This is a genomic window from Rhodanobacter sp. G2-10 (assembly GCF_055809185.1).
The window spans coordinates 1,639,683-1,663,788 of sequence record NZ_CM147900.1 but is presented as its reverse complement, the minus strand read 5'-3'; the positions used below and the strand labels follow the sequence as shown (position 1 = coordinate 1,663,788).

21 protein-coding genes are annotated in these 24,106 nt (G+C 65.2%); 8 read left to right on the top strand and 13 right to left on the bottom strand.

Annotated elements, in window-relative coordinates:
• Window positions 1-10: 10 nt before the first annotated feature.
• The 4 genes from AC0L58_RS07615 to orn form a co-directional block, all read right to left on the bottom strand.
• Window positions 11-943, bottom strand: a complete 933-nt coding sequence (locus AC0L58_RS07615; protein WP_473688238.1) for an isopenicillin N synthase family dioxygenase — start codon at window positions 941-943, stop codon at window positions 11-13.
• Between the two features lie 100 nt (window positions 944-1,043).
• Complete coding sequence (glmM, locus tag AC0L58_RS07610; protein ID WP_473688236.1) at window positions 1,044-2,396, bottom strand: phosphoglucosamine mutase; 1,353 nt, start codon at window positions 2,394-2,396, stop codon at window positions 1,044-1,046.
• A gap of 51 nt (window positions 2,397-2,447) precedes the next feature.
• Window positions 2,448-3,362 (bottom strand): dihydropteroate synthase, encoded by a 915-nt coding sequence (folP, locus tag AC0L58_RS07605; protein WP_473688234.1) that lies wholly within the window; start codon window positions 3,360-3,362, stop codon window positions 2,448-2,450.
• A gap of 12 nt (window positions 3,363-3,374) precedes the next feature.
• Window positions 3,375-3,959, bottom strand: coding sequence for an oligoribonuclease (gene orn / locus AC0L58_RS07600; protein WP_473688232.1), 585 nt, complete (start codon window positions 3,957-3,959; stop codon window positions 3,375-3,377).
• Window positions 3,960-4,028: 69 nt separating this feature from the next.
• Between orn and sbcB the strand changes: the two genes are divergently transcribed.
• The gene (sbcB, locus tag AC0L58_RS07595) at window positions 4,029-5,483 is read left to right on the top strand and encodes an exodeoxyribonuclease I (protein ID WP_473688230.1); all 1,455 of its coding nucleotides are present in this window, start codon (window positions 4,029-4,031) and stop codon (window positions 5,481-5,483) included.
• Between the two features lie 80 nt (window positions 5,484-5,563).
• Complete coding sequence (locus tag AC0L58_RS07590) at window positions 5,564-6,250, top strand: DUF2461 domain-containing protein (protein ID WP_473688228.1); 687 nt, start codon at window positions 5,564-5,566, stop codon at window positions 6,248-6,250.
• Here AC0L58_RS07590 and AC0L58_RS07585 read toward each other — a convergent pair.
• Entirely contained in the window at window positions 6,192-7,550 is a 1,359-nt protein-coding gene (locus AC0L58_RS07585; protein ID WP_473688226.1) for an MFS transporter, read from the bottom strand. The genes AC0L58_RS07590 and AC0L58_RS07585 overlap by 59 nt on opposite strands.
• A gap of 303 nt (window positions 7,551-7,853) precedes the next feature.
• Between AC0L58_RS07585 and AC0L58_RS07580 the strand changes: the two genes are divergently transcribed.
• Both AC0L58_RS07580 and AC0L58_RS07575 read left to right on the top strand, forming a co-directional pair.
• On the top strand, window positions 7,854-8,696 hold the full coding sequence (locus tag AC0L58_RS07580; protein WP_473688634.1) for a hypothetical protein: 843 nt from the start codon (window positions 7,854-7,856) through the stop codon (window positions 8,694-8,696).
• A 5-nt stretch (window positions 8,697-8,701) separates the two neighbouring features.
• Window positions 8,702-9,979, top strand: a complete 1,278-nt coding sequence (locus AC0L58_RS07575) for a DUF4785 domain-containing protein (protein WP_473688224.1) — start codon at window positions 8,702-8,704, stop codon at window positions 9,977-9,979.
• Window positions 9,980-10,015: 36 nt separating this feature from the next.
• Here AC0L58_RS07575 and epmA read toward each other — a convergent pair whose 3' ends face one another.
• From epmA to rnk, 3 genes are all read right to left on the bottom strand, one after another.
• On the bottom strand, window positions 10,016-10,975 hold the full coding sequence (epmA, locus tag AC0L58_RS07570; protein WP_473688222.1) for an EF-P lysine aminoacylase EpmA: 960 nt from the start codon (window positions 10,973-10,975) through the stop codon (window positions 10,016-10,018).
• Window positions 10,972-13,365 (bottom strand): NAD-dependent DNA ligase LigA, encoded by a 2,394-nt coding sequence (ligA, locus tag AC0L58_RS07565; protein WP_473688220.1) that lies wholly within the window; start codon window positions 13,363-13,365, stop codon window positions 10,972-10,974. The genes epmA and ligA overlap by 4 nt, the downstream gene beginning before the upstream one ends.
• A 62-nt stretch (window positions 13,366-13,427) precedes the next feature.
• A complete protein-coding gene (rnk, locus tag AC0L58_RS07560) occupies window positions 13,428-13,835 on the bottom strand; it encodes a nucleoside diphosphate kinase regulator (RefSeq protein WP_473688218.1) in 408 nt (135 codons plus the stop codon).
• Window positions 13,836-14,206: 371 nt separating this feature from the next.
• Between rnk and nhaD the strand changes: the two genes are divergently transcribed.
• From nhaD to AC0L58_RS07545, 3 genes are all read left to right on the top strand, one after another.
• A complete protein-coding gene (gene nhaD, locus AC0L58_RS07555) occupies window positions 14,207-15,601 on the top strand; it encodes a sodium:proton antiporter NhaD (protein ID WP_473688216.1) in 1,395 nt (464 codons plus the stop codon).
• A 45-nt stretch (window positions 15,602-15,646) separates the two neighbouring features.
• Window positions 15,647-16,858, top strand: coding sequence for a cation:proton antiporter (locus AC0L58_RS07550; protein ID WP_473688214.1), 1,212 nt, complete (start codon window positions 15,647-15,649; stop codon window positions 16,856-16,858).
• A gap of 106 nt (window positions 16,859-16,964) precedes the next feature.
• Entirely contained in the window at window positions 16,965-17,357 is a 393-nt protein-coding gene (locus tag AC0L58_RS07545) for a response regulator (protein ID WP_473688212.1), read from the top strand.
• Window positions 17,358-17,411: 54 nt separating this feature from the next.
• Here the strand turns inward: AC0L58_RS07545 and AC0L58_RS07540 are convergent, their stop codons facing one another.
• From AC0L58_RS07540 to AC0L58_RS07530, 3 genes are all read right to left on the bottom strand, one after another.
• The gene (locus AC0L58_RS07540; protein WP_473688210.1) at window positions 17,412-18,296 is read right to left on the bottom strand and encodes a pilin; all 885 of its coding nucleotides are present in this window, start codon (window positions 18,294-18,296) and stop codon (window positions 17,412-17,414) included.
• A gap of 297 nt (window positions 18,297-18,593) precedes the next feature.
• Entirely contained in the window at window positions 18,594-19,577 is a 984-nt protein-coding gene (locus AC0L58_RS07535) for a malate dehydrogenase (RefSeq protein WP_473688208.1), read from the bottom strand.
• 100 nt (window positions 19,578-19,677) lie between these two features.
• Window positions 19,678-20,877 (bottom strand): aminotransferase class I/II-fold pyridoxal phosphate-dependent enzyme, encoded by a 1,200-nt coding sequence (locus AC0L58_RS07530; RefSeq protein WP_473688206.1) that lies wholly within the window; start codon window positions 20,875-20,877, stop codon window positions 19,678-19,680.
• Window positions 20,878-21,040: 163 nt separating this feature from the next.
• Here AC0L58_RS07530 and AC0L58_RS07525 point away from each other — a divergent pair, with 163 nt between their 5' ends.
• Entirely contained in the window at window positions 21,041-21,295 is a 255-nt protein-coding gene (locus AC0L58_RS07525; protein WP_473688204.1) for a GlsB/YeaQ/YmgE family stress response membrane protein, read from the top strand.
• Window positions 21,296-21,445: 150 nt separating this feature from the next.
• Here AC0L58_RS07525 and AC0L58_RS07520 read toward each other — a convergent pair whose 3' ends face one another.
• Both AC0L58_RS07520 and AC0L58_RS07515 read right to left on the bottom strand, forming a co-directional pair.
• Entirely contained in the window at window positions 21,446-21,955 is a 510-nt protein-coding gene (locus AC0L58_RS07520) for a peptidylprolyl isomerase (protein WP_473688202.1), read from the bottom strand.
• Between the two features lie 179 nt (window positions 21,956-22,134).
• Complete coding sequence (locus tag AC0L58_RS07515) at window positions 22,135-23,997, bottom strand: 3-hydroxybutyrate oligomer hydrolase family protein (protein ID WP_473688200.1); 1,863 nt, start codon at window positions 23,995-23,997, stop codon at window positions 22,135-22,137.
• Window positions 23,998-24,106 lie beyond the last annotated feature (109 nt).

Below are 24,106 nucleotides of genomic sequence, written 5' to 3'. Positions count from 1 at the left end.
CGCTTCCCACCTAAATCAACTTGATCTCACGCAACCGCTGCAACAAATATTCGTGCGAGCTGATCGAGGTGTCGTAGCGGCGCGGGTTGTCCGGCGTGATGCATGAATCGAGCGGATCGAGCATCACATCCGGATTCGGGTGCAGGAAGAACGGCACCGAATAGCGCGGCTTGCGCGCGTTCTCGTTCGGCGGATTGACCACGCGATGCGAGGTGGAAGGATACACGTGGTTGCTCAGGCGCTGCAGCATGTCGCCGATATTGACCACGATGGCGTCGCCCTCGGTGGTGATCGGCAACCACTCGCCATGGCTGAGCACTTCCAGCCCTTCGGCGCTGGCGCCGACCAGCAGGGTGATGAAGTTGATGTCCTCGTGGGCTCCGGCGCGCACGTTGGGCACGTTCTCGTCGGTGATCGGCGGGTAATGGATCGGCCGCAGGATCGAGTTGCCGACCTCGGTCTTGTCCTCGAAGAAATTTTCCGGCTGCTTGATGTGCAGTGCCAACGCGCGCAGCACGCGCGTGCCCAAGTGATCGAGCGCCTCGTACAGGCCATAGCCGTAACGCTTGAAATCCGGCACCTCGGCCGGCCAGATGTTCGGCGGCATCACGTCGGCGAACTTCGAGTCACGCGGAATCTCGCGCCCGATGTGCCAGAACTCCTTGAGATCGGCGTACTGGCTGTCCTTGGCGGTCTCCACCTTGAACGGCGTGTAACCGCGCGCGCCGCCACTACCAGGGATGTGGTAGTGCATCTTGGTATCCGAAGGCAGCGCGAAGAAGCGCCGGAACACATCGTAGGAACCGTCGATCAGCTCGCGGGGAATGCCGTGGCCGCTGATGCAGCAGAAACCGAATTCACGGTAGGCCGCGCCAATCTCGGCGACAAAGGCATCGCGTTCGGTGTCGTAGCGGCGGATATCGAGGGTGGGAACATGCTTCATGGCTGTGATCCATTCAAGGGGCGTGCGGTCGGGTTCCGCCACCGCAAGGGCGGGGCACGTCGGGCCAATCCATGGCGACCTTGTTGCTGCGGCTACAGGTTCACGAGCGTTCGGCTGCCGATTTTACAGCCCCGGCCAGCTTCTCTGCCAACTGCCGCACTTCCGCGCCGTCGGAGCCTTCAACCGTGACGCGCACCAGCGGCTCGGTGCCGGAAGCACGCAGGACCACGCGACCGCGGCCTTGCAGGGTCTGCTCGACTTCGGCCAGGATCTGGCGTACCTCGTCACTTTGCAGGGCCTCGCGCGCGCCGCAGGCGCGTACGTTGAGCATGATCTGGGGGAGCTTTTTCAATCCCTGGCGCGCCGTGATCAGATCCTCGTTGCTCTCCGCCAGCGCCTCCAGCACGGCCAGCGCAGCGATGATGCCGTCGCCCGTGCTGGCACGATCCAGACACAGGATGTGGCCAGAGGTTTCGCCACCCAGGATACCCTGGTGCTGGCGCAACTGCTGCATCACGTAGCGGTCGCCCACGTTGGCCCGGATCAGGGCTATGTCGAGTTTGGCCAACGCCTGCTGCAAGCCGAAATTGCTCATCAAGGTGCCCACTACCGGCCCGGTCAGCTGGTCACACCCGCGCAGATGTCGCGCCAGGATATAGAGGATGTCGTCGCCGTCGGCCAGATCGCCGTGCCCGTCAACCAGGATCACCCGGTCGCCGTCGCCATCGAACGCGATGCCGAGGTCGGCCGCATGGTCGCGTACCGCCTGCTGCAGCGTCTCGGGATGGGTCGAGCCCACCGCCTGATTGATGTTGAAACCATCCGGCTTGTCGCCGATCGCAACCACCTCGGCGCCCAGTTCGGCGAACACCTTGGGCGCCACCAGATAGGTGGCGCCATGCGCGCAGTCGATGACCAGCTTGCGTCCACGCAGGCTGAAATTCTCGGCTACGGTGGCCTTGCAAAACTCTGCATAGCGCGCGACGGCATCATCGACACGCACCGCCTTGCCAAGTTGCTCGGACGGCACGGTGGCAAAATCGGCATCCAGTTCCCGCTCGATCGCCGTCTCCACCTCGTCGGACAATTTTTCACCCACGGCGGAAAAGAACTTGATGCCGTTGTCGTGGTGCGGGTTGTGCGATGCACTGATCACGATGCCGGCCTGGGCGCGCATCGAGCGGGTCAGGAATGCCACCGCCGGTGTCGGCATCGGGCCGAGCAGGCCGACATCGGCGCCGGCAGCCACCAGTCCGGCCTCCAGCGCAGCCTCGAACATGTAGCCGGAAACACGGGTGTCCTTGCCGATCAGCACCTTCGGACGCTTGCCGCCCTCGCGCGCCAGCACCGCGCCCACGGCGCGTCCCAGCTTCAGCATGAAGTCCGCGCTGATCGGCCATTCGCCGACCAGTCCACGAATGCCATCCGTGCCGAAGTATTTGCGATCACTCATGTTGTCTTCCTGAAAAGCTGGGGATTCCCGTGCGGCCACTCAAAGGATGCCTCAATCATCGTCCGGCCACCGCGGCATCGCGGGTCGATCATCCCGGCGTGGCATCGCGTCGGCCGCGCGTACCGCCTGCCATACGGCCAACGCATCGACCGTGGGCAGCACGTCGTGCACACGTACCACGCGCGCGCCGCGTTGCACCGCGATCAGGGCTGCCGCGGCGGAACCCGCGGCGCGATCGGCGGGCGTGGCGCGCCCGGTCAGCGTGCCGATCATGCGCTTGCGCGACAGGCCGGCGTACACTCCCCCGCCCAGGTTGGCAAAACGCTCCAGGGCACACAGCAAGGCGACGTTGTGCTCCAGCGTCTTGCCGAAGCCGAAGCCGGGGTCGACCAGCACCTTGCGCCGGTCCATGCCGGCCAGCTCGCAGGCGAACAACCGATCAGTGAGAAACCGGTGCACCTCGCCCACGACATCGTCGTAGTGCGGATCGTCCTGCATGCTGCGTGGTTCACCCAGCATGTGCATCAGGCACACCGGCACGCCCAGTTCGGCCGCCGCGTCCATTGCGCCGTCGCGGCGCAACGCATGGACGTCATTGATCATGCCGGCGCCTGCGGCCACGGCGGCGCGCATCACCTCCGGCCTGGAGGTATCGATGGAGATCGGCACGGCAGTGCGGGCAACCAGCTGTTCGATCACCGGCAGCACGCGCCGCAGCTCCTCTTCCACGGACACTTCGTCGGCGCCGGGACGAGTCGATTCGCCGCCGACATCGAGCATGTCGGCGCCCTCCTCGACCATGCGCAGCCCATGCGCCACGGCTTCGTCCACGCTGCCGTGGATGCCCCCGTCGGAAAACGAATCGGGGGTGAGGTTGAGAATGCCGACCACGCGCGGGCGATCCAGCGGCAGCGGTCGGCCTGCGCAATCGAGCACCGGTGCAAACGGATCGTTCGACACGCTCACCTCCCCGTCCGGTTACGCGTCGGGTGACGCATCAGATTCCACCTTGCCGCCAAGCTCGCCCATGTAGCGGCGGTAGTGGCGCAACTCGGCGATGGAGTCGCGAATGTCGGACAGCGCGGTATGCGCCGATTCCTTGCCCACGGCTTTGGCGATTTCCGGCGCCCAGCGTCGCGCCAGTTCCTTCAGCGTGGACACATCGAGATTGCGGTAGTGGAAATACCGCTCCAGCCGCGGCATCTGTCGATGCATGAAGCGGCGATCCTGGCAGATCGAATTGCCGCACATCGGCGACTTGCCGGGCGGCACCCAGGCGCGCAGGAAATCCACCGTGGCCTGCTCGGCCATCTCGTGATCGGTTTCGGAGATCAGCACCTGGCGCCACAGACCGGATTTGTGGTGCTGGTTGGTGTTCCAGCTGTCCATCGATTCCAGCCGGTCGATCTCGTGGCGTATCGCGAATACCGGCCCTTCGGCCAGCACGTTGAGGTTCTTGTCGGTGACGACCGTGGCGATCTCCAGGATCGAGTCGGTGTCGGTGTCGAGGCCGGTCATTTCCAGATCGATCCAGATCAGGTTGTCTTCGTGGGCTTGGCTCATGGAATCTCCTTGTGCCGGGAAGTTTATCAGCCTTGCCCGCGTCCGATGCCCGCGTGCGATCATCCGGGCATGCAGACCCTCTTCTGGCACGACTACGAAACCTCCGGAGCCGATTCGCGACGCGACCGCCCGCTGCAGTTCGCCGGCATCCGCACCAGCATGGAGCTGGAGGTCATCGGCGAACCGGTGATGTTCTACGGCAAACCGTCACGGGAAATGCCGCCCCATCCCGACGCCTGCATGATCACCGGCATCACGCCCCAACAGGCCGAGCGTGAGGGCGTCAGCGAGGCCGAGTTTGCCGCCCGTGTCCACGAACAACTGGCCACGCCCGGCACCTGCGGGGTCGGCTACAACTCGCTGCGCTTCGACGACGAGTTCACCCGGCAGATGCTGTACCGCAACTTTTACGAGCCCTACGGGCGCGAGTGGGAAAATGGCAACTCGCGCTGGGACCTGATCGACCTGGTGCGCATGTGCCAGGCCTTGCGGCCGGAAGGGATTGTGTGGCCGACGCGCGACGACGGTTCGCCCAGCTTCAAACTGGAACACCTGGCCAGCGCCAACGGGCTGAACCAGGAACGCGCTCACGACGCGCTGTCCGACGTCTACGCGCTGATCGACCTGGCCCGTCTGATCCGCGTGCGTCAACCGCGACTGTGGGACTGGTACTACGCACTGCGGCGCAAGCAGAAGGTGTTCGAGCTGCTCGACGTGGTGAACATGACGCCGCTGGTGCATGTTTCCTCACGCTACCCGGCCAGTCGCCATTGCCTCACGCTGATCGCACCGCTGGCGCCCCATCCGGGCCGCAGCGGCGAAATCATCGTGTATGACCTGGCCACCGATCCTGCCCAGTGGCTGGCCCTGGACGAAGACGAGATCGCCGATCGCATTTTCACCCCGCGTGCCGACCTGCCCGAGGGCATCGAGCGTATCCCGCTGCGCACCGTGCGCGCGAACCATGCCCCGGCGCTGGCGCCGCTGTCCGTACTGCGAGGGGTGGATCTGGACCGTCTGCAACTGGATCCGGAGCGCTGCCTGGCGCACCGCGACACCCTGCGCGCGGTCGACGGCATCGCCGAGAAGCTGCGCCGGGTATTCCAGCGGGCTGCCGAATTTCCTCCGCCGGAAGACCCGGAGTTGGCGCTGTACGGCGGCGGCTTTCTTCCCGATACCGATAAGCGCCTGCTTGGTCAGGTTCGCGCCACGCCGCCGCAGGAACTCGCCACACGCGCGTTCCCGTTCCGCGACCCGCGCTATCCGGAGCTGCTGTTCCGCTATCGCGCCCGCAACTGGCCTGAAGCACTGGATCCGGATGAGCAGACCCGATGGGAAGCATTCCGCCGGGACCGCCTGACCCGACACACGGCCTTGACCGGGCTCACGCTCGACGACTATTTCGCCCGGCTGAGCGAACTGCGCCATGCTGCGCCGGCGCAGGACAAGCTGGCCCTGCTCGATCAGCTGCAGGCGTGGGGCGAGGAGCTTGCCGCCAGCATCGATGACATCTCGTCCGCGTAGGGCGGGCTCTGTCCGCCTCCACCGCATGCCAGACCTTCGGCGGGCAGAGCCCGCCCTACCGAATCCGACGACGGACCACCATGCCGCAAACCTACTTCACTCCCGCGACCTTTCGTTTTCTGCGCGCGCTGGGGCGCAACAACCACCGGGAGTGGTTCCACGCACACAAGGACGACTACGAGCGCCATGTGCGCGAACCATTCCTGCAGCTGATCACCGACATGCAGGCGCCACTGGCGAAGATAAGCCCGCACTACCGCGCCGATCCGCGCAAGAGCGGCGGCTCGTTGTACCGCATTTATCGCGACACGCGCTATTCCAACAACAAGCTTCCGTACAAGTCATGGCAGGGTTCGCGCTTCACCCATGAACGACGCCGTGAAATCCAGGCGCCCGGCTTCTATCTGCATATCGAACCGGATGACTGTTTCGCTGGGGGCGGCATGTGGCACCCCGAACCCGGTGCGCTGAAACACATCCGCGAATTCCTGGTCGACAACCCGGCGGCGTGGAAGCGCGCCACCCAGGGCAAGGCCTTCCGCGAACATCTGCAGCTGGGCGGCGAGTCGCTGGTGCGGCCGCCACGCGGCTATGACCCCGCACACGAGTTGATCGAAGATCTCAAACGCAAGGACTTTGTCGCCACCACCCGCTTCGACGAAGCACTGGCTTGTTCCAGCGAACTGCTGCCTCGGACGGTGGCCACATTCAAACGCGTCGCCCCGCTGATCGACTACCTGTGCGCGGCACAGGAGCTGGAGTTCTAGCAGCCTGTCGTCGTTGAGCCGACATCACGGACAGGGCCGCACCGACGCCCACGCACGCCGTCAGTGCCACGTAATGCGCCGGCGCGAGCACGCCCACGCGCTGCACCAGCAAGCCGATCAGCGGCGGCGTCAACCCGCCGAACACGGCATACGCCACGTTGTAGGAGAACGACAGGCCGGAAAAACGCACCGCCGGCGGAAACGCCGTGACCATCAACGCCGGCACCACGCCGACCACCCCGGTGCTGAAGCCGGCCAGCGCATAAAGTGCGACGAAATGCGTGCCGCCTGACCGCACGTCGAGGTAGAGCGCATAACTGGCCAACAGCAGACCGAGCGCACCCACCAGCAGCGTCCGGGCATAGCCGAGCCGGTCCGCCAGCCAGCCATAGCACAGGCAACCCACCGCCAGCGCGAACGCCGCCACGCTGTTGCCGACAAAGGCGCGTGCCGGCGCAACATGGAAGGTCGACTGCGCCAGCGAGGGCGTCATCAGGATCACGACCACGATCGCCGCGGTCAGCATCCAGGTCACCAGCATCGACAGCAGCACACTGGGCAGGTGGTGTACGAACACCTGCTGCAGCGGCAGGCCGCGGGCCAGTTCCTTGCGCGCGTGCATCTCCTCGAACACCGGCGTCTCGCGCAACCAGCGGCGCAACCACACCGCGAGGAAACCGAACACGCCGCCGATCAGGAACGGCAGCCTCCAGCCATAATCCAGCACCTGCGCCGGCGACATGCCGCGATTGATCGCGACCGCCACCAGTGAACCGATCAGGATGCCGACGGTGAGCCCGGAGGTGAGGCTGGCGCAGGCGAAACCGATCCTTTGCGGCGGCACGTGCTCGGCCACGAACACCCACGCACCGGGCACCTCGCCACCCACCGCGATGCCCTGCACCACGCGCAGCAGCAACAGCATCAGCGGCGCCAGCGCTCCGACCTGCGCGTACACCGGCAACAATCCTATGCACAAGGTAGGAAGCGCCATCAGGAACACGCTCAGCAGGAACATCTTCTTGCGTCCCAGCGTGTCGCCGTAATGCGCCATCACGATGCCGCCCAGCGGCCGCGCCAGGTACCCGGCCGCGAAGATGCCGTACACCTGCAACTGCGCCAGCCAGGGCGCCGTCGCCGGTGGAAAGAAAAGGTGGCCCAGCGGGATCGCGAAAAACACGAAAACCACGAAGTCGTAGAACTCCAGTGCGCCGCCCAGCGCCGACAACAGCAACGTTCGCGCATCGCCCCGGCCCAGCCGACCGGCCGCCTGTATGACAGTGACTGAAGACGTGCTCATCGGCTGGTGGGATTGCCCTTTTCGCAAGTGCGCCACGTTAGCAGCGATGACTGTCCGAGACATCCACAGGAAGATTGTGCACTTGCGTCAAGACGCGCACGTATGGCGCTGATAGAGTCCATACCGTGCCGCATGGTTCGGGGGGATCATGCGGCACATCCTGACGATGCCCATCGGCATCACCCGTAGTCGACCGGCCTGCAGCACGGGTGGTTTGGCGTTCCTGTGATCGGGCGAGTCGGCTTCACTCGCAGCAGTTTGCTGCATACGAGGGGAGACACTCACGTGAGACGCACAACATTGATGTTGTCACTTGCCCTGGCCTGCACTGGCGCAGCTGCCACCACCACCGGCGTGGCCCTGGTGCACGGCACCGGCAGCCAGACCGACGCCTACAACGACTACTGGCAGTCAGCCATGGTCGAAGGCATCCGCAACGGCCTCACCGACCGCAACAATCTGCTGGTGGTCAATTGCGACTTCACCCAGTACATGTGGGACACCCGGGCGGCCGGTTGCCTGGCCGGGCAGCTCGACGGATTCATCACCAGCCACCACATCGATCGACTGGTCGTGATCACCCATTCCAACGGCGGCAACGTGATGCGCTGGATCCTGTCCAACCCGACCTGGGATGCGCGCTATCCGAACATCATCAGTCACACCGTCAAGGTTGACGCCATCGCCCCGTCCAGCGCCGGCACGCCGCTGGCCGATGCGGTGATTGCCGGCAACGTGTTCGAGTCCGCGCTGGGCTGGCTGCTCGGCTACAAGAACGACGCGGTGCGCCAGCAGCAGGTCGGATGGATGGCTACTTACAACCAGCAATACCTGCTCGGCACCTCCGGCCGGCCGGCGTTGCCGGTGCCGTTTCGCGACGTGGTCGGCACGGATGTGGTCTCCGGTTTCTGGAAAAGCGAGGCGTACTGCGGTGGTTACTCCCAGAGCGTTGGGCTGGAGATCACCCAGAACTGGCTGAGCAGCTGTTCGGATGGCTTCATCGAATGCTCGAGTGCCAGTGCGGCCGGCACGCTGTGGTTCAAGGACAAGCAGCGCACCAGCCATGGCTATGTGCTCAACCACAACCAGAGCCGGCGGGCCTGCTTCGGCCTTCAGTCCATCCTTGCCAACGACATCAGGGAGTGAATGCCATGAAGCACAAGATACTTGCCAGCGCCTTGCTGGCCATCTTCACCGCGGCTCCCGCCTTAGCCGGCACGCACGCCTTGCTTCCCGCGCAACCCGGGGACCTGGTGCCGACCACCCTGCTTGCGGGCGTCGCCAGCCCGACCAGCCCCACCCTTTCCACCCAACTCACCAGCGCGGCCAAGGCACGCATGCCCCGCATACGCATGGAACGCCGGCCGATCAGCGTGAGCTGGGCGCTGCCGCATGACCAACCGGTGAAGAGTGCGGCAAAGCCCTTCGTGCGCAGCAGCCGCGAATACTGGATGGACGTCTCGGCCACCACCTTGCAACGCGGCATCGAGCTTCCGCTGACCGCTCCCGGCGCGATCATCCGGCTGAGTCCCAGCGACCCGCAGGGCGGCCGGCTGGATGCGAGCAAGGTACAACTGCAGCTGGGTCGACAGTCGCTGAATCTGCAGCAGGCAAGCAGCACGCTGGCCGACGCGCCGTCGTTGCAGGCGGCCGGCATGGATGTGCCGCAAGCCTCGATGATGTTCAAGCTCAAGCCGGAACTGGGCAGCGGCATCGCCACGCTGCAGGCGCCCGCTGCCAGCGGTCGTTACGTGGTTCACGTGTTCGAGCCGGAAAGCCCCTACAGCGTTGCCGCGCACGGTGATCGCAACGAGGTGCTGCTGGGCAACGCCATGCACGTGCGCGTGGCTATGGATGACGCGGGAAAAACCGCACCGCTGGCTGCCGTCGGCGGGTTCCTGCGTGCACCCGACGGCACCACGACCACCCTCACCTACCAGCAGCAACGCGACGGCAGCTTTACCACCGAGGTGCAGCCCCGCAACATTCCGTCCGTGCCCGGCCTGTGGGAAGTGCACAGCTTCACTGCAGGCACCGATACCGCCGGCAACGAAGTGCGCCGCGACACCACGACCGTGTTCGCCGCAGCGGTCCCCACCGCACGTTTCAGCGGGATGGCGAAAACCTCGCGCAGTGCCGATCACGGCATCGACATCACACTGGGCGTGACGGCCGCGAGCACCAGCCGGTTCGCTGCCTCGGCCGTGCTTTACGGTCGTGCCGCGAACGGACGCATGGTGCCGGCGGCGTTCGCGCAATCGGCAGCCGTGTTGCGCAAGGGTGATGGGCAGCTGGTACTGCATTTCGACCGGGACAGCATCAAGGGAGTCGGCGCACCGTTCGAGCTGCACGACCTGCGCCTGCAGGATCAGCCGGCTGTCAGCCTGATCGAGCGGCAGACGTTGGCGCTGCGTTTCGACACCCCGTAGTGCCGGCCGGCGTATGCCATGGACGGCATCCGCCGGTCACGCCTCCGCAAACGGAAACGCCAGTACGTCGGCAATCGCATCGGTGTCGGCAAAGCACATCAGCAGGCGCTCGACACCGAGTGCCACGCCGGCACAATCGGGCAGCACGTCGAGCACGCTCAGCAGGCGCTCGTCGATGACCACCTGCGCCAGCCCGCGCTCGCGACGCATGGCGTTCTCACGCTCGAACCGGGCGCGCTGCTCGGCGGCATCGTTGAGTTCGTGGTAGCCGTTGGCCAGTTCGTACGGCCCCAGGTACAGTTCGAAGCGCTCGGCCAACGGTGGTTCGCCCGGGCGGATCTTCGCCAACGCGCACTGGCTCGCCGGATAGTCGTGGATCACGGTGATGCGATCGCGCGGAAATGCCGGCTGCAGGCGATGGGTGACAAGCAGGTCGAGCCAGTCGTCGCGGCAAAGGCCCGACGGATCGATACCGTACTCATCCAGCGGCGCCCGCAGATGCTCGACCGGGGCATGCATCGGATCGATGTCCAGTTCATCGAGAAACAGCTGCCGGTAGCCCTGGATCACCACCTCGGCCCGCCGCCCCACCATGGCCAGCGCCGCGTCGACCAGACCGATGGTCTCCTGCATCAGCCGCCGATGGTCCCAGCCGACCCGATACCACTCCAGCATGGTGAATTCCGGGTTGTGCCGGCCGCCGGCCTCGCCATTTCGGAACACCCGCCCCAGCTCATAGCAGTCGCCGATCCCAGTGGCGAGCAGACGTTTGAGTGGATACTCCGGCGAGGTACGTAGCCAGCGCTGGCGTGCACCGGCATCGACGTGGCCACTGAAGCAGGTGGTGAAACTGTCGATGTTCGGCTCGGTGTTGCCCGCGGCTGACAGGATCGGGGTTTCCACCTCCAGCACATTGCGTTCGGCGAAGAACGCCCGGATCCGCTGATACAGCCGCGCACGCAGCTGCAACGCCGCAACCAGCGACGACTGGCTCAACGCGATGCTCCGTGTTGGTCCAGCAAGGCGAGCAGGCGTGCTTCGTCCCACACCTCGACGCCCAGTTCGGTAGCCTTGTCCAGCTTGGACCCGGCCTCGGCACCGGCCACCACGAAACTGGTTTTCTTCGACACGGACCCGGAAACCTTGGCGCCCAGTGCCTCCAGCTGCTGCTTCGCCGCATCGCGCCCCAGCGTTTCCAGGGTGCCGGTGAGCACGATGGTCTGCCCCTCAAGCGGCAGGGTGCTCACGGCAGCGGCTACCGGGATCGCATCGAGCAGGCGCCGCATCGCGGCCTCGGCACGATCGAGCCGGGCCGAAGCGGCGCTGTCGTCAAGGAAACTCGCCAGATTGGCTGCCGCCGCCTGGGGCAGACCCGCGACGATCCAGTGCGGCGCACCGGCCGCGCGCAACTGTTGCAAGGTGGGAAAATGTTGGGCCAGCAGGCGGGTACGTTTGGGTCCGAGCTGTCCGATCGGCGCCATGTCGAGCAGGTGCGCCAGATCGAGTTTCTCCCGCAGCTTCGGTGAGGGAGGCGCCTCATCGCCAAAAGTGATGTTCCGGGCCAGCAGATCGTCCACCACCTGCTGGTTGCCCGGTTGTGCAAAGAAGCCTTCGATCGAATCAGCCACTTCGCTGCCGATGTCCGGCAGCAGGCGCAACACCGGCGCCGGTGTGCTGCGCACGAAGTCGAGCCGACCCAGCCAGCTCGCCAGGGTCTTGGCCGTACTTTCGCCGATGTGCATGATGCCCAGCGCGAACAGGAAGCGCGCCAAGGTGGTGTGCTTGCTGGCAGCGATCGCCTCGACCAGGTTCTCGGCCCACCGGGTCGCAACCTTCCCTGCTTTCACGGTTTCCGGGGTGGTTCCGTCACGTTCGTCGGCACGCTGCTTCATGGCGACAAAATCATCGACGGTCAGGCGATACAGGTCGGCAGGCGTCTTTACCATGTCGAACTCGACCAGCGCCTCGGCGAAGCGCTCGCCCAGGCCTTCGATATCCATCGCACGGCGCGAGGCAAAGTGGATCAGCGCCTCCTTGCGTTGCGCCGCGCAGATCAGCCCGCCGGAGCAGCGCCATGCGGCGGCACCCTCCTCTCGCAACAGTGCCGAACCGCACACCGGGCAGTGCGCTGGCATCTGCCACGGTATGGTGCCATCGGGACGTTGCTCCTCGACCACGCGCACCACTTCCGGAATGACGTCACCGGCACGGCGCACGATGACGGTGTCGCCGATTCGCGCATCCAGCCGCGCCACCTGGTCGGCGTTGTGCAAGGTGGCATAGGTGACGGTCACGCCGGCCACTTGCACCGGCTCCATCCGCGCCCGCGGCGTGGCGGCGCCGGTGCGGCCGATCTGCACCTCGATGTCGAGCAACCGGGTGGTCTGCTCCTGCGCCGGGAACTTGTGCGCAATCGCCCAGCGCGGTGCGCGCGAGACGAAACCCATCTCGCGCTGGCCGGCGTAGTCGTCGAGCTTGTAGACCACGCCATCGATGTCATACGGCAAGCTGTCGCGCCTGGCGCCGATGCGATGGAAGTACGCGATCAGGCCGTCGAAACCTTCCGCAACATCCACCTCCGGCGATACCGGAAAACCCCACTCGCGCAGCTGTTGCAAGGTAGCCGAATGGGTCGGCGGCAGTTCACCGCCGTCGACCACGCCAATGGCGTAGGCGAAGAAGCTCAGGCGGCGTTTCGCCGTGATGGCGGGGTCGAGCTGACGCAGCGAACCGGCCGCCCCGTTGCGGGGGTTGGCCAGCGGCTTTTCGTCATGGGCGCGCGCATGCTCGTTGAAGGCTTCGAAGTCCTTGCGCAGCATGATCACCTCGCCGCGCACCTCGAGCACCTCCGGCCAGCCCTTGCCGCGCAACTTCAACGGAATCGCCCGCACCGTGCGCAGATTGGCCGTCACGTCCTCGCCGGTTTCGCCATCGCCGCGGGTGGCTCCCTGCACGAACACACCCTGCTCGTAGCGCAGGCTGATCGCCAGGCCGTCGAGCTTCGGCTCGACCGAGAACACCAGCCGATCGCGCTCCACCGTCTGCGCAATGCGGCGCACGAATTCGGCCACTTCATGAAAGCGCTGGCGGTCGGTGTCGCCTTCCTGCTCAAACGCATTGCCCAGCGACAACATCGGCATGGCGTGCCGAACCTCGGCAAAGCCGCCGCGCGCGCGCGCGCCGACCTTGCGCGTCGGTGAGTCGTCGGAGGCCAGTGCGGGGTACTTCGCCTCCAGCGCCTCCAGCTCCCGCATCAGGCCGTCATAGGCGGCGTCGGTAAGGTCCGGATCGTCGAGTACGTGATAGCGGTAGTTGGCCTGCTCGATCTCGGCCCGCAGCGCAGTGGCGCTGGCCAGGATCTCGGCGGGGACTGTGGGTTCGGCCATGCGGGTCTCCATGCTCCCCGCAGTTTAACGACTGGACCGTCGCACCGTCTTCGACATGCAGCTCAGCGATGCAGATGGCCGGCTGCTTCCGGCTGGTAGGCGATTTCCAGCACCTTCAGGCGACGCTTGCGCCCGTCGGGCATCGGCCAGTTGATCATCTGACCCTGCGCCAGGCCCAGCAGCGCGCTGCCTACCGGCGCCAGGATCGAGACCGTGCCGGATTTGCCGGCAGCATTGGGATAGACCAGGGTCAGCGTCATTTTCTCGCCGTTGTCTTCATCCTCGAAGGTCACGGTGGAATTCATCGTCACGATATTCGCCGGCATGGCCGACGGCTCTACCACGTCGGCACGATCGAGCTCGGCGGACAGCGGCTGCAGCTTGGCCGCTTCGGCCGCCGGCAGGCGCTCCAGCAAGGCTTCGATGCGTTGCAGATCGATGCGCGAAACGGTAATGGCTGACTTGCTCATGACTTTTCCTGATCCAAGCGGCTCCTGCCGCACAAAAACACGCGCCAGAACGAAAGCGTCCCGGCGCGTGAGGTCGGTTATTTGCTGCAGCGCCTGGCATTGCATGGGCGGCAGGTGACACGAGTGTAACTGTGCAAAAACCCGAAGTGAATTACAAGCTGTCACAACAGGTATCTCACCCGGTTACGCCACTCCCCTTTCGATTACAGCACATCCTGACGATTGGCTATCACGGGTTCGCCCATATTCGCTTGGCCAGATGTGCGTGAACGACCCGCATTGAGCCGTGCCGCCATTCTGCGTGGCACCTCAGGCTGTTACTCTAGAGCGCGCGTCATTCGACGTGATCAGTCCCATCTCCAGGAGAATCCATGCGAAGGCTGTTTGCCCTGGCCGCCCTGTTTGCCAGTGTCCCGGCGCACGCTTCCGAAGCCGGCGCGAACGTCAACTTCCACCTGACCATGCACCCGATCGGCTGGCTCGCGCTGGTGCTGTTCGTACTGGCCTACGTCGCGGTGATCCTGGAAGAACGCATCCACGTTGCCAAATCCAAGCCGGTCGTGCTGGCCGCAGCGCTGATCTGGGGCCTGATCGCCTGGCAGACCGGTGGTGCCAGCGGCGCCCAGGAAGCGCGGCATGCGTTCGAGGCGATGTTCCTGGAGTACGCGGAGATCTTCTTCTTTCTGGTCGTGGCGATGACTTATGTCACCGCCGTGGGCGAGCGCGGCGTATTCGACGCGTTGCGCAACCAGCTGACAAAGCGACGCTTGAGCTATCGGACGCTGTTCTGGATCACCGGCATGCTGGCGTTCTTCCTGTCGCCGATGCTGGATAACCTGACCACGGCGCTGGTGATGTCCGCGGTGATTCTCGCCGTGGGCGCCGGCAACGCGCGCTTCACCACGCTCGCCCTGATCAACCTGGTGGTGGCGGCCAATGCGGGCGGCGCCTGGAGTGCCTTCGGCGACATCACCACGCTGATGGTGTGGCAGGCGAACAAGGCCGAATTCTTCGAATTCTTCCACATTTTCGTCCCGTCGCTGGTGAACTGGCTGGTGCCCGCGGTGCTGATGTTCTTTGCCGTGCCCAGCGGCCGTCCGGAACCCTCCGAAACCAGTACCCCGATCAAGCCGGGCGGCATCAGCATCTGCCTCACCTTCGCGCTGACCGTGGCGATCACCGTGGTGGGTCGCCAATGGCTCGGCATGCCGGCCGCCTATGGCATGTTGACCGGCCTGGCCCTGCTCAACCTGCTGGCCACCCGGATCGACTATCGCCAACGCCGCTACGCGCTGGCCCAGGGCATGGAGCCGCAGACCTATTCGATCTTCCGCATCATCGCCAATGCGGAGTGGGACACCTTGCTGTTTTTCTACGGCGTTTTCGCCTGCGTCGGCGGCCTGGCCGCGCTGGGTTATCTGGAACTGGCCTCGACGCACATGTACGGCAACCTGGGCTACACCGCGGCAAACTCGATCATGGGTGTGCTCTCGGCGATCGTGGACAACATTCCGATCATGTTCGCCGTGCTGAAGATGAACCCGCCGATGGATCATGGCCAGTGGCTGCTGATCACGCTCACTGCCGGTGTCGGCGGCAGCCTGCTCTCGGTCGGTTCGGCTGCCGGCGTGGCGCTGATGGGCGCCTCGCGCGGGCAATACACCTTCATGGGACACCTGCGCTGGAGCTGGGCGATCGCACTGGGTTACATCGCCAGCATTGCCGTCCACATGTGGATGAACGCGCATCTGTTCGGCGGCACTTGACCGCCCCGACGTCACCACCTGAGCCACACGGAATCCATCACACCGATGCATCATGCCAGCGACATCCTGCTCACCCTGTTCATCATTTTCATTGCCGCCCAAATCGGTGCGGAAATTGCGCAACGGATCAAGCTGCCTGCGGTAGTCGGCGAGATCGCCGCGGGCTGCGTGGTGGGTCCGTCGATGCTTGGCTGGCTGGCACCCGAGCAGATCCTGCCCGGTACGCCGGTGGATGTGCTGGCCGAGATCGGCGTGGTGCTGTTGCTGTTCGCCGTGGGCCTGGAAACGCGGTTGGAAGACCTGAAAAAGGTAGGCAAGAATGCCTTCCTCGTCGGCGTGCTGGGTGTGATCGTGCCGTTCGTCGCCGGCGCCCTGTGGGCGCATGGGGAGGGCTTTGAATGGATCAAGTCGCTGTTCGTGGCTGCGGCCTTCGTGGCCACCTCGGCGGGCATCACCGCGCGCGTACTGCAGGAGCTGGGCGTGCTGCAGCACACGGAGAGCCGGGTGATCCTGGGTGCCGCGGTGATCGACGACATCCTCGCCATGCTGCTGCTCGGCATCGTTTCCTCATTGCAGGGCGGCGGCTCGCTCAACCTGCAGTCGCTGCTGCTGACCCTCGGCGGCGCAGTGGGTTTCGTGGCACTGATCGGCTGGGGCGGCACCAAGGTGATGCGGCGCCAGTCCGGCTGGCTCGAAGCACCGATCAGCTCGCACTCGGCGTTGACGCTGGTACTGGCGCTCTGTCTGGGACTGGCCTGGCTGTCCACCCGTTTCGGCCTCGCCGCGATCATCGGCGCCTTCCTGGCTGGCATGATCGCCTCGGAGACGCGCCAACGCAGCGAACTCGAACACCAGACATTGCCGCTGCTGGCCTTCATCACCCCGTTCTTCTTCGTGGTGACCGGCGCCAAGATCAACCTGGCCGAACTGGCCAGCGCCCACGCCCTGTGGATGCTGGCGGTGGTGACCGTCATCGCGATCGCCTCCAAGCTGGTCGGTGGCTTTTTCGGGGCCTTGTCGCTGGGTCGGCGCAGCGCCACCATCATCGGTTTCGGCATGGTGCCGCGCGGCGAGGTGGGCGTGGTGATCGCCAGCCTCGGGCTCGCTGCCGGTGTATTCAGCGAGCAGATCTACGCCATCATCGTGGCCATGTCCCTGCTCACTGCCATGGTGACGCCCCCGGTGCTGGCCTGGTTGTTGCAGCGCCAGCGCGACGACTCGATCCGGACGCCAGCAGCGCCTGGCTCTGACGACTGAGCAGGAGGTCGGCCAATCCCGATCCTGCACGCAAGCTTTTTGCGTCCGCCGGCGCTATGCTCGCGAGTGTCAGGGGACCCGGGGGAGCTCCATATGGATGCACGACATGAAGACTGCGCTCATTGTCGATGACGACGCGCTGGTGCTGGAGTCGATCGACCTGCTGCTGTCGCAGGCTGAAGGTTTTCGCACCATCCGCGCACTGGGCGTAAACAGCGCACGAAGCGATCTGCAGCAGGCACGGATCGACGTGCTTGTCGCCGATGTCATCCTCGCCGGCAGCACCACCGGCATCGAGCTGTGCGAATTCGCCATCGAGCGACACCCGATGATCGCAGTGGTCGTGATCACCGCCGACAATGAAGTACAGCGTGGCGATATTCCGGAACGCGGGATCTTCCTGCGCAAGCCCTTCGGCGGGGCACAACTGCTCCAGGCTATTGATGCTGCGCTGGAGCGTGCACGTGACAACGTGCACGGCGATTCGCACGTCGATTGACCGGTGACGGGGAGCCTGGAGCAGGCTCGCCAGTCACCGACCATTCGCCGGCAATCAGTGCTTGTTCTTCTTGCAGGAACCGGGATTGTTGTGATGGCCATGCCCACCTCCGTGCTTGCCTTTTTTCGGCTTGCACTTCGGGTCCGGCTTCGGCACGGGCGGGGTACCGTGGCCGCCACCACCGCCACCCGACGAACCGCCGCCGGAACCGCCGGAGCCACCGCCACCGTTGGATGAGCCGCCACCGGTTGAGCCGCCCGAGCCATTGCCCGCACCGCCCGAACCATTGCCGGAGGACCCACCCGGGCTACCGGCAGGCGGCGTACCACCCGTCGAGCCACCTGCATTGCCACCAGTTGCAGGGGGAGGATTGCCGGCCGAGCCGCCACCATTGGCACCACCCCCCGTTGCCGCACCCGATCCACCGGTGTTGCCGCTCGAACCACCGCCCGCGGCCCCGCCCTGGCCTCCCCCGGCACTACCCGCACCACCTGAAGGCACGCCGGCACCGCCCGCCGGGGAGGCAAGATTTCCGCCGGTCGCCGCCGTGGGCTTGTTGCGGCAGATCGGCGGAACATCCGCGTAGTTGCCCGACACCACGCCGCAATGCCAGCTGACACTTCCGGCAAAGGTCGGCGTGAACTGGATCACGGGGTCGACGTCGGCGCCGGTGTCAGTCGTGGTCGCCACGATCACGCCGTCGGGATGGACAACGATCGAGGCACAATAGTCAGTCGGACTGAAACTGAACGTGGTCGACCGCATCGACACGGCAAGCTTGGCTGGCGCGATCAGATTGATGCACTCGCTGACGCGACTGCGGGTGGCGTAACCGCCGTACGCTGGAATCGCGATGGCCGACAGGATCGCCACGATCGCCACGGCGATCACGACTTCAATCAGGGTCATTCCTCTGGACGAGAACTTCAACTTCATCATGGGTTTCCAGTGGCTCATGGGAGCGGCAAGCGGGCTTGCCGGGGATACTCAAGCAAACTACGTGCCAGCCCCTGAGCACCCGATCCCAACCCATGAAACGCATGCATCCCCACGAAAGTGCCGCTGAGCGGCCACTATTCACGGTGAGCGGCAGGCCTTCCCTCACGCTTCTTGGTCGCCGGCCCTGGTGACAAGTCGTCGACGAAAAAAAAGACGGGCCGATACAGATCGACCCGTCTCTTCAAGTCCCACCGGTTCAAGTCACCCTGATCAGCACAGGGTGATGTCCATTCGACTTCACTTGGTGAACAGATGCTCCACGCCAGCACGCTCCTCGCGAAGCTCCTTGCTGCTGGCATCCATGCGGGCACGCGAAAACTCGTTGATCGCCAGGCCTTGCACAATCTCGTACTTGCCGTTCTTCACGGTAACCGGATAGCCGTAGATGACGCCCGGCGCGATGTCGTAGGAGCCGTCGGACGGAATGCCCATCGAAACCCAGTCGCCCTCGGCGGTGCCCTGTGCCCAGAAGCGCATATGGTCGATGGCGGCGGACGCGGCCGATGCGGCGGACGAGGCACCGCGCGCCTTGATGATCGCTGCGCCACGCTGCTGCACGGTGGGAATGAAGTCGTTCTCGTACCAGGCCTGATCGATCAGCGACATCGCGGCCTTGCCGTTGACCGTGGCGTGATGGATGTCCGGATACTGGGTCGAGCTGTGATTGCCCCAGATCGTCATCTTGCGGATATCGGTAGTGTGGCTGCCGGTCTTCTCGGCCAGCTGGGACAGGGCGCGGTTGTGGTCCAGGCGCACCATGGCGGTGAAGCACTTCGGATCCAGATCCGGCGCGTTCTGCTGGGCGATCAGGGCATTGGTGTTGGCCGGATTGCCGACCACCAGCACCTTCACGTCACGCTTGGCGTGCGCGTTCAGCGCCTTGCCCTGCGGAGCGAAGATCGCGCCGTTGGCCTCCAGCAGGTCCTTGCGCTCCATGCCGGGGCCGCGCGGGCGCGCACCGACCAGCAGAGCGTAGTCCACATCCTTGAAAGCCACGTTGGCGTCGTCCGTGGCCACCACGCCGGCCAGGGTCGGGAAGGCGCAATCATTGAGTTCCATCACCACGCCTTCGAGGGCTGGCAGCGCCGGGGTGATTTCCAGCAGGTGCAGGATCACCGGCTGATCCGGGCCCAGCATGTCGCCGGCGGCGATGCGGAACAGCAAGGCATAGCCGATCTGGCCAGCGGCACCGGTGACGGCAACTCGAACGGGGGCTTTCATGGACTGTGACTCCTTCTTGGGTATTCGGTTTGATGTGGGAGCGCACCGAAGTGCGCGAGCCTTTGATCGCGCACTCCGGTGCGCTCCTGCAGTGTCGTGATCAGCTCAACTCGGCAAAAAACTCCGCGATGCGGTCCAGGCCCGGCTGCAACTGCGCGGTGGGACAGGTGTAGGAAATGCGCATGGCGTGTGGTTCGCCAAAAGCGGAGCCGGGTACGCAGGCGACGCCCTTGGCTTCGAGCAGCGCGGCACAAAACTCGACGTCGTTGCTGATCGCGGTGTTGCCATGGCGTTTGCCGAAGGCCGTGGAAATGTCGGGAAACGCGTAGAACGCACCCTGCGGCCGCGGACACACCACGCCGGGGATCGCGCTCAAGGCAGCGAATACGATGTCGCGCTTGCCGGCAAACTCGATGCATTTTTCCCGCGGTATGTCCTGTGGACCGGAGAACGCGGCTGCCGCGGCGGCCGTGATCACTTCGGGCAGGCTGGTGATGTGATTGGAGTTGAGCGTGGTGACCGCCTTGGCCACCGACTGCGGCCCTGCCAGCAGGCCCACCCGCCAACCGGGCATGCCATAGGTCTTGGAGATGGAATCGACGAAGATGACCCGCTCGCGCAACTCAGGCCGGGCGAACACGAAATTGTGGTAGCCGATTTCGTCGAACACCATCGAGTTGTAGATGTCGTCGGTGATCACCCAGGTGTCCGGATGCTTCACCAGCACCTCGGCCAGTGCGGCGATTTCCTCGGCGGTATAGACCATCCCGGTGGGGTTGGACGGATTGTTGAACAGGAACACCTTGGGCTTGCGCGCCAACGCTGTATCGAGCTGCGCCGGGGTGAGCTTGTAGTTCTGCTCCCGCCCGCAGGGCATCACGTGGACTTTTGCACCAACGATGTCCGCGATGTCGTGGTAGGTGGTCCAGTACGGCGCGGCGAAGCAGATCTCGTCGCCTTCATCCATCAGCGCCTCGGCCAGGTTGTACAGCACCTGCTTGGCGCCGATGCCGATGGAGAGATTCATCCGCGTATAGCCGCTGAAACCAAGCGCCTCGATGTGCGCCAGGAAGGCGTCCAGCAGCGTGTCTGCGCCACGATTGCTGCCGTACTGGCCGGAGTCGTGCGAGAGTGATTCGCGTGCGGCGGCATACACGTGCGAGCCCGGCAGGAAGTTCGGCACGCCGATCGAGAAGCTGATGATGTCGCGACCCGCAGCCTTGAGTTGCCGAGCCTTTTCGGCGATCACCATGATCGCGCTGGGCTTGGCACGACCGACACGTTGGGCGAGCTGGGGCATCTCTTTTCCCGAGGCAGAGGAAGCAAAGGCGCTGATTTTACCACGCAGGCCCGGATGCGCGCCGCCCGCCACGGCCCGATGCGGCGGGCGCTGCCGGAAGAGCGCATGATGGGGTCGTCCGACTGGCGGACGGCACGACCTCACCTGCACGGGAGCGCCGCATATGCATTGGCTTTGGGTATTCGTGATCGGATTGATCGTGGGCGTGGTGGCGAAGCTGTTGATGCCGGGCAAGGACCCGGGTGGCTTCATCATTACCGGTCTGCTGGGCATTGCCGGCTCGCTGCTGGCGACCTGGGCGGGCCAGAACCTGTTCGGCTGGTATCAACAGGGCGAGAGCGCCGGCTTCATCATGTCGGTCATAGGCGCGATCATCCTGCTGCTGATCTATCACCTGATCCGGCGCAAGTCGACCTGATCATCGTGCGGGCCGGGCATGAGCCTGGTTGTGTGCCAGCGTTGCCGGTCAGGGGCTCGACCGGGCATCGGCAGCTGGGCGCCCTCGGCGGAAAACGAAAACGGCCGCGGGACTCATGCCCGCGGCCGCCTCCGGTTCCTGCCGGGGCGATCAGCCGCGCTGGTCGAGCACGGCGTTCCAGTCCTTGATCCGATCGGACTGGGCCGCGAGCAGCGCATCGACGTCGCCCTCCACGCTGACCTTCTCGATCGTGTCACCCTGCTGGATGGTGTTGACCACGTCCATGTCGGCGGCATCGACCACTTCGCCGAACACGCTGTGCTTGTCGTCCAGCCAGGGCGTGGGACCGTGCGTGATGAAGAACTGACTGCCATTGGTACGCGGCCCGGCATTGGCCATCGACAGCACGCCGGGCTTGTCGTGACGCAGCGACGGATTGAACTCGTCCTCGAACTTGTAGCCCGGACCACCCCGGCCACTGCCTTCGGGGCAACCGCCCTGGATCATGAAATCGGCGATCACACGATGAAACGAGAGTCCGTCGTAATAGCCGCGTTTGGCCAGGTTGACGAAATTGGCCACCGTGACCGGCGCCTTGTCTTCGTGCAGGCGCAGGTGGATCGGGCCGCGATTGGTGGTGAAGGTGACATTGATGGTCATGGCGAATCTCTGGGCTTCGAAAGCTGCAGCGTGCCATCTTCACGGCACGCGGATCGTGAAGAATACCGCAGGGTGGGCGTCGACGACACGCCATCGGTGCCAAAGCAGCGCTGAACAAGTCGGTATCCGGTGTGGCCAAGCCACACCATTACGTGGCTACGCTTGCGCTCGATACTTGCTCAGCGTTGTTCCACGCCAAGGCCCAACGTCCCCGGCTCCAATGCGCCCGCACCCCGCGGCTGCGCCGCCGGTGTCGGCACTTCCCGCGGCCACGCGGCGCCTTCATACAGATGCGCCCACAACCGATCCAGTGCCACGTAGCCGTACGGCAACAACGGCACGTGCCGGTCACCGAAGCCGGGCAGCGGCAGGAAGGCGTCGAAGTGCTGCGCGTAAGGCACTCTCCAGTACAGCGGATGACGGCCCTGCCCGCGCAGCCAGGCCACATACGGCTCGGAGGTGAACGCCGTCGGCAACAAACCGTCGCTGGCTCCGTGCACCACCCACAGAGGGAGGTCGACACGCGGCAAGCTGGCCGCCGTTGCGTCGACCGATGCGTGCAGCATTTGCGCATCGTGGTCTTTGCCGGTCCACAGCGCACGCAGGCAGTCTTCGCCACTCAAAGTCGGATCGGGCGAGACGCCGATGCCACCGAACAGGCCCACGCCGTTGCCCGGTGGAATGCCCGAGGCATCGGCCCACCATGCCGCCCTGGCCACTGGATCGGTGACACCCGGCAACCCGCCGGCGCCCGATGCCGCGTAGTGGAAGCCGCATGGCATGTCCAGCGCCCCACGGCGCAGGTACGACGATGCGTAACCGGCGGTAATCACGCGCCACAGATCAAACGCCGTGGTGCTGGCCGCCGTGACCATCGCCTGATCGGTCCAGCCGTGCGCATGCAGGTGTTGGTAGGCCTCGCGGGCCTGCTCCGCCACGGTTCCGCCGCGCAATTTGCCCTGCGCACGCAGGCTGGCGCAGCGCAGTGGCCACGCCGGTGGTGGCTGGCCAGTGGCGCCACGGGCAAACGGCGCACTGGCGAAACGATCGTCAGTCAGCGCGCAGGGCAGCCAGATGGCCGCCTCGGTGGCGTAGTCGTAGAGCGGGCGCCCGCCATCAGCGACGTACACATTCGGCTCAAGCGCCACCACCCCGGCCAGGAAGCCTTCGTCATCCAACCCCGCCGCCTGCAGCACGGCGCCACCGCCGTTCGACAGCCCGGTGGCGATGATCTTCGTGTTCCGCGCGGTGAACGGTGCTTCATCCGGATAGGCCCGATCCAGCATGGCCAGACCGAACTGCGCGGCCTGGATCACGTCCCGGCCCCAATCTGCTTCCGGATTGTCGCCCGAATGCATCTGCTTGACGGCAATCCCGGCGGTCGACGGCGCCGGTGGCGGCTGGAACTCGAGCTCGGCCTCGCCACGCTTTGCCCGGCGCCCATCCAGCGCCACGCCGCTGTTGTCGGCATAGTCGTAGTAGCCCGAACCGGTGCCCTTGTCGGTGTACGCCACCGCGCAACCGCGCGGCAGGCCCCAGGCGCCGGCCAGGGCGATGGCACCATAAATCCCGCGCGAACCGGACGAGGCGGTCACCACCAGGCAACGCTTCTGGTGATCGAAGCCGTCCGGCAACTGCAGCAGCACACGATGCGGTGCGCGGGCACCGGGGAGGTGCGCGAACATCTGGTACTCGCGCCCCGGTACATCCGGCACGCCACCGTAAACCGTTCCGTAGCCGCCCAGTGGGCCAAGGTCGGCAATGCCCTTCCAGCTGGTCTGGATCGCACGTCGACGCAGTTCGGCCGCCGTCGGCTCCAGCGGTTTGACAAATGGCACGGGGGCGCCGGCCAGGCCGGTCAGGCCCAGGCCTGCACTGAGCAAATCGTCCTGGCCCCGATGCTCGGTTATCCGCACCGTGCCGATATCGAGTTCACGCATGGTCGACTCCCTGACTGCCGGCCCACCGGCACAAGCGGACAGCATGACGGAAAGCAGCACAGGCATGCACAGCCAGGTCAACCAGCGGGCGATATCGTTCATGCTGACACCATAACAACTGGACGGCCCGTTGCCATCGTACGAAAGTCCACTCTCGACCAGAAGGCTGCTTGCAGCGAGCCGTTGGCCGCAATGACTCGACGCCGGCGCC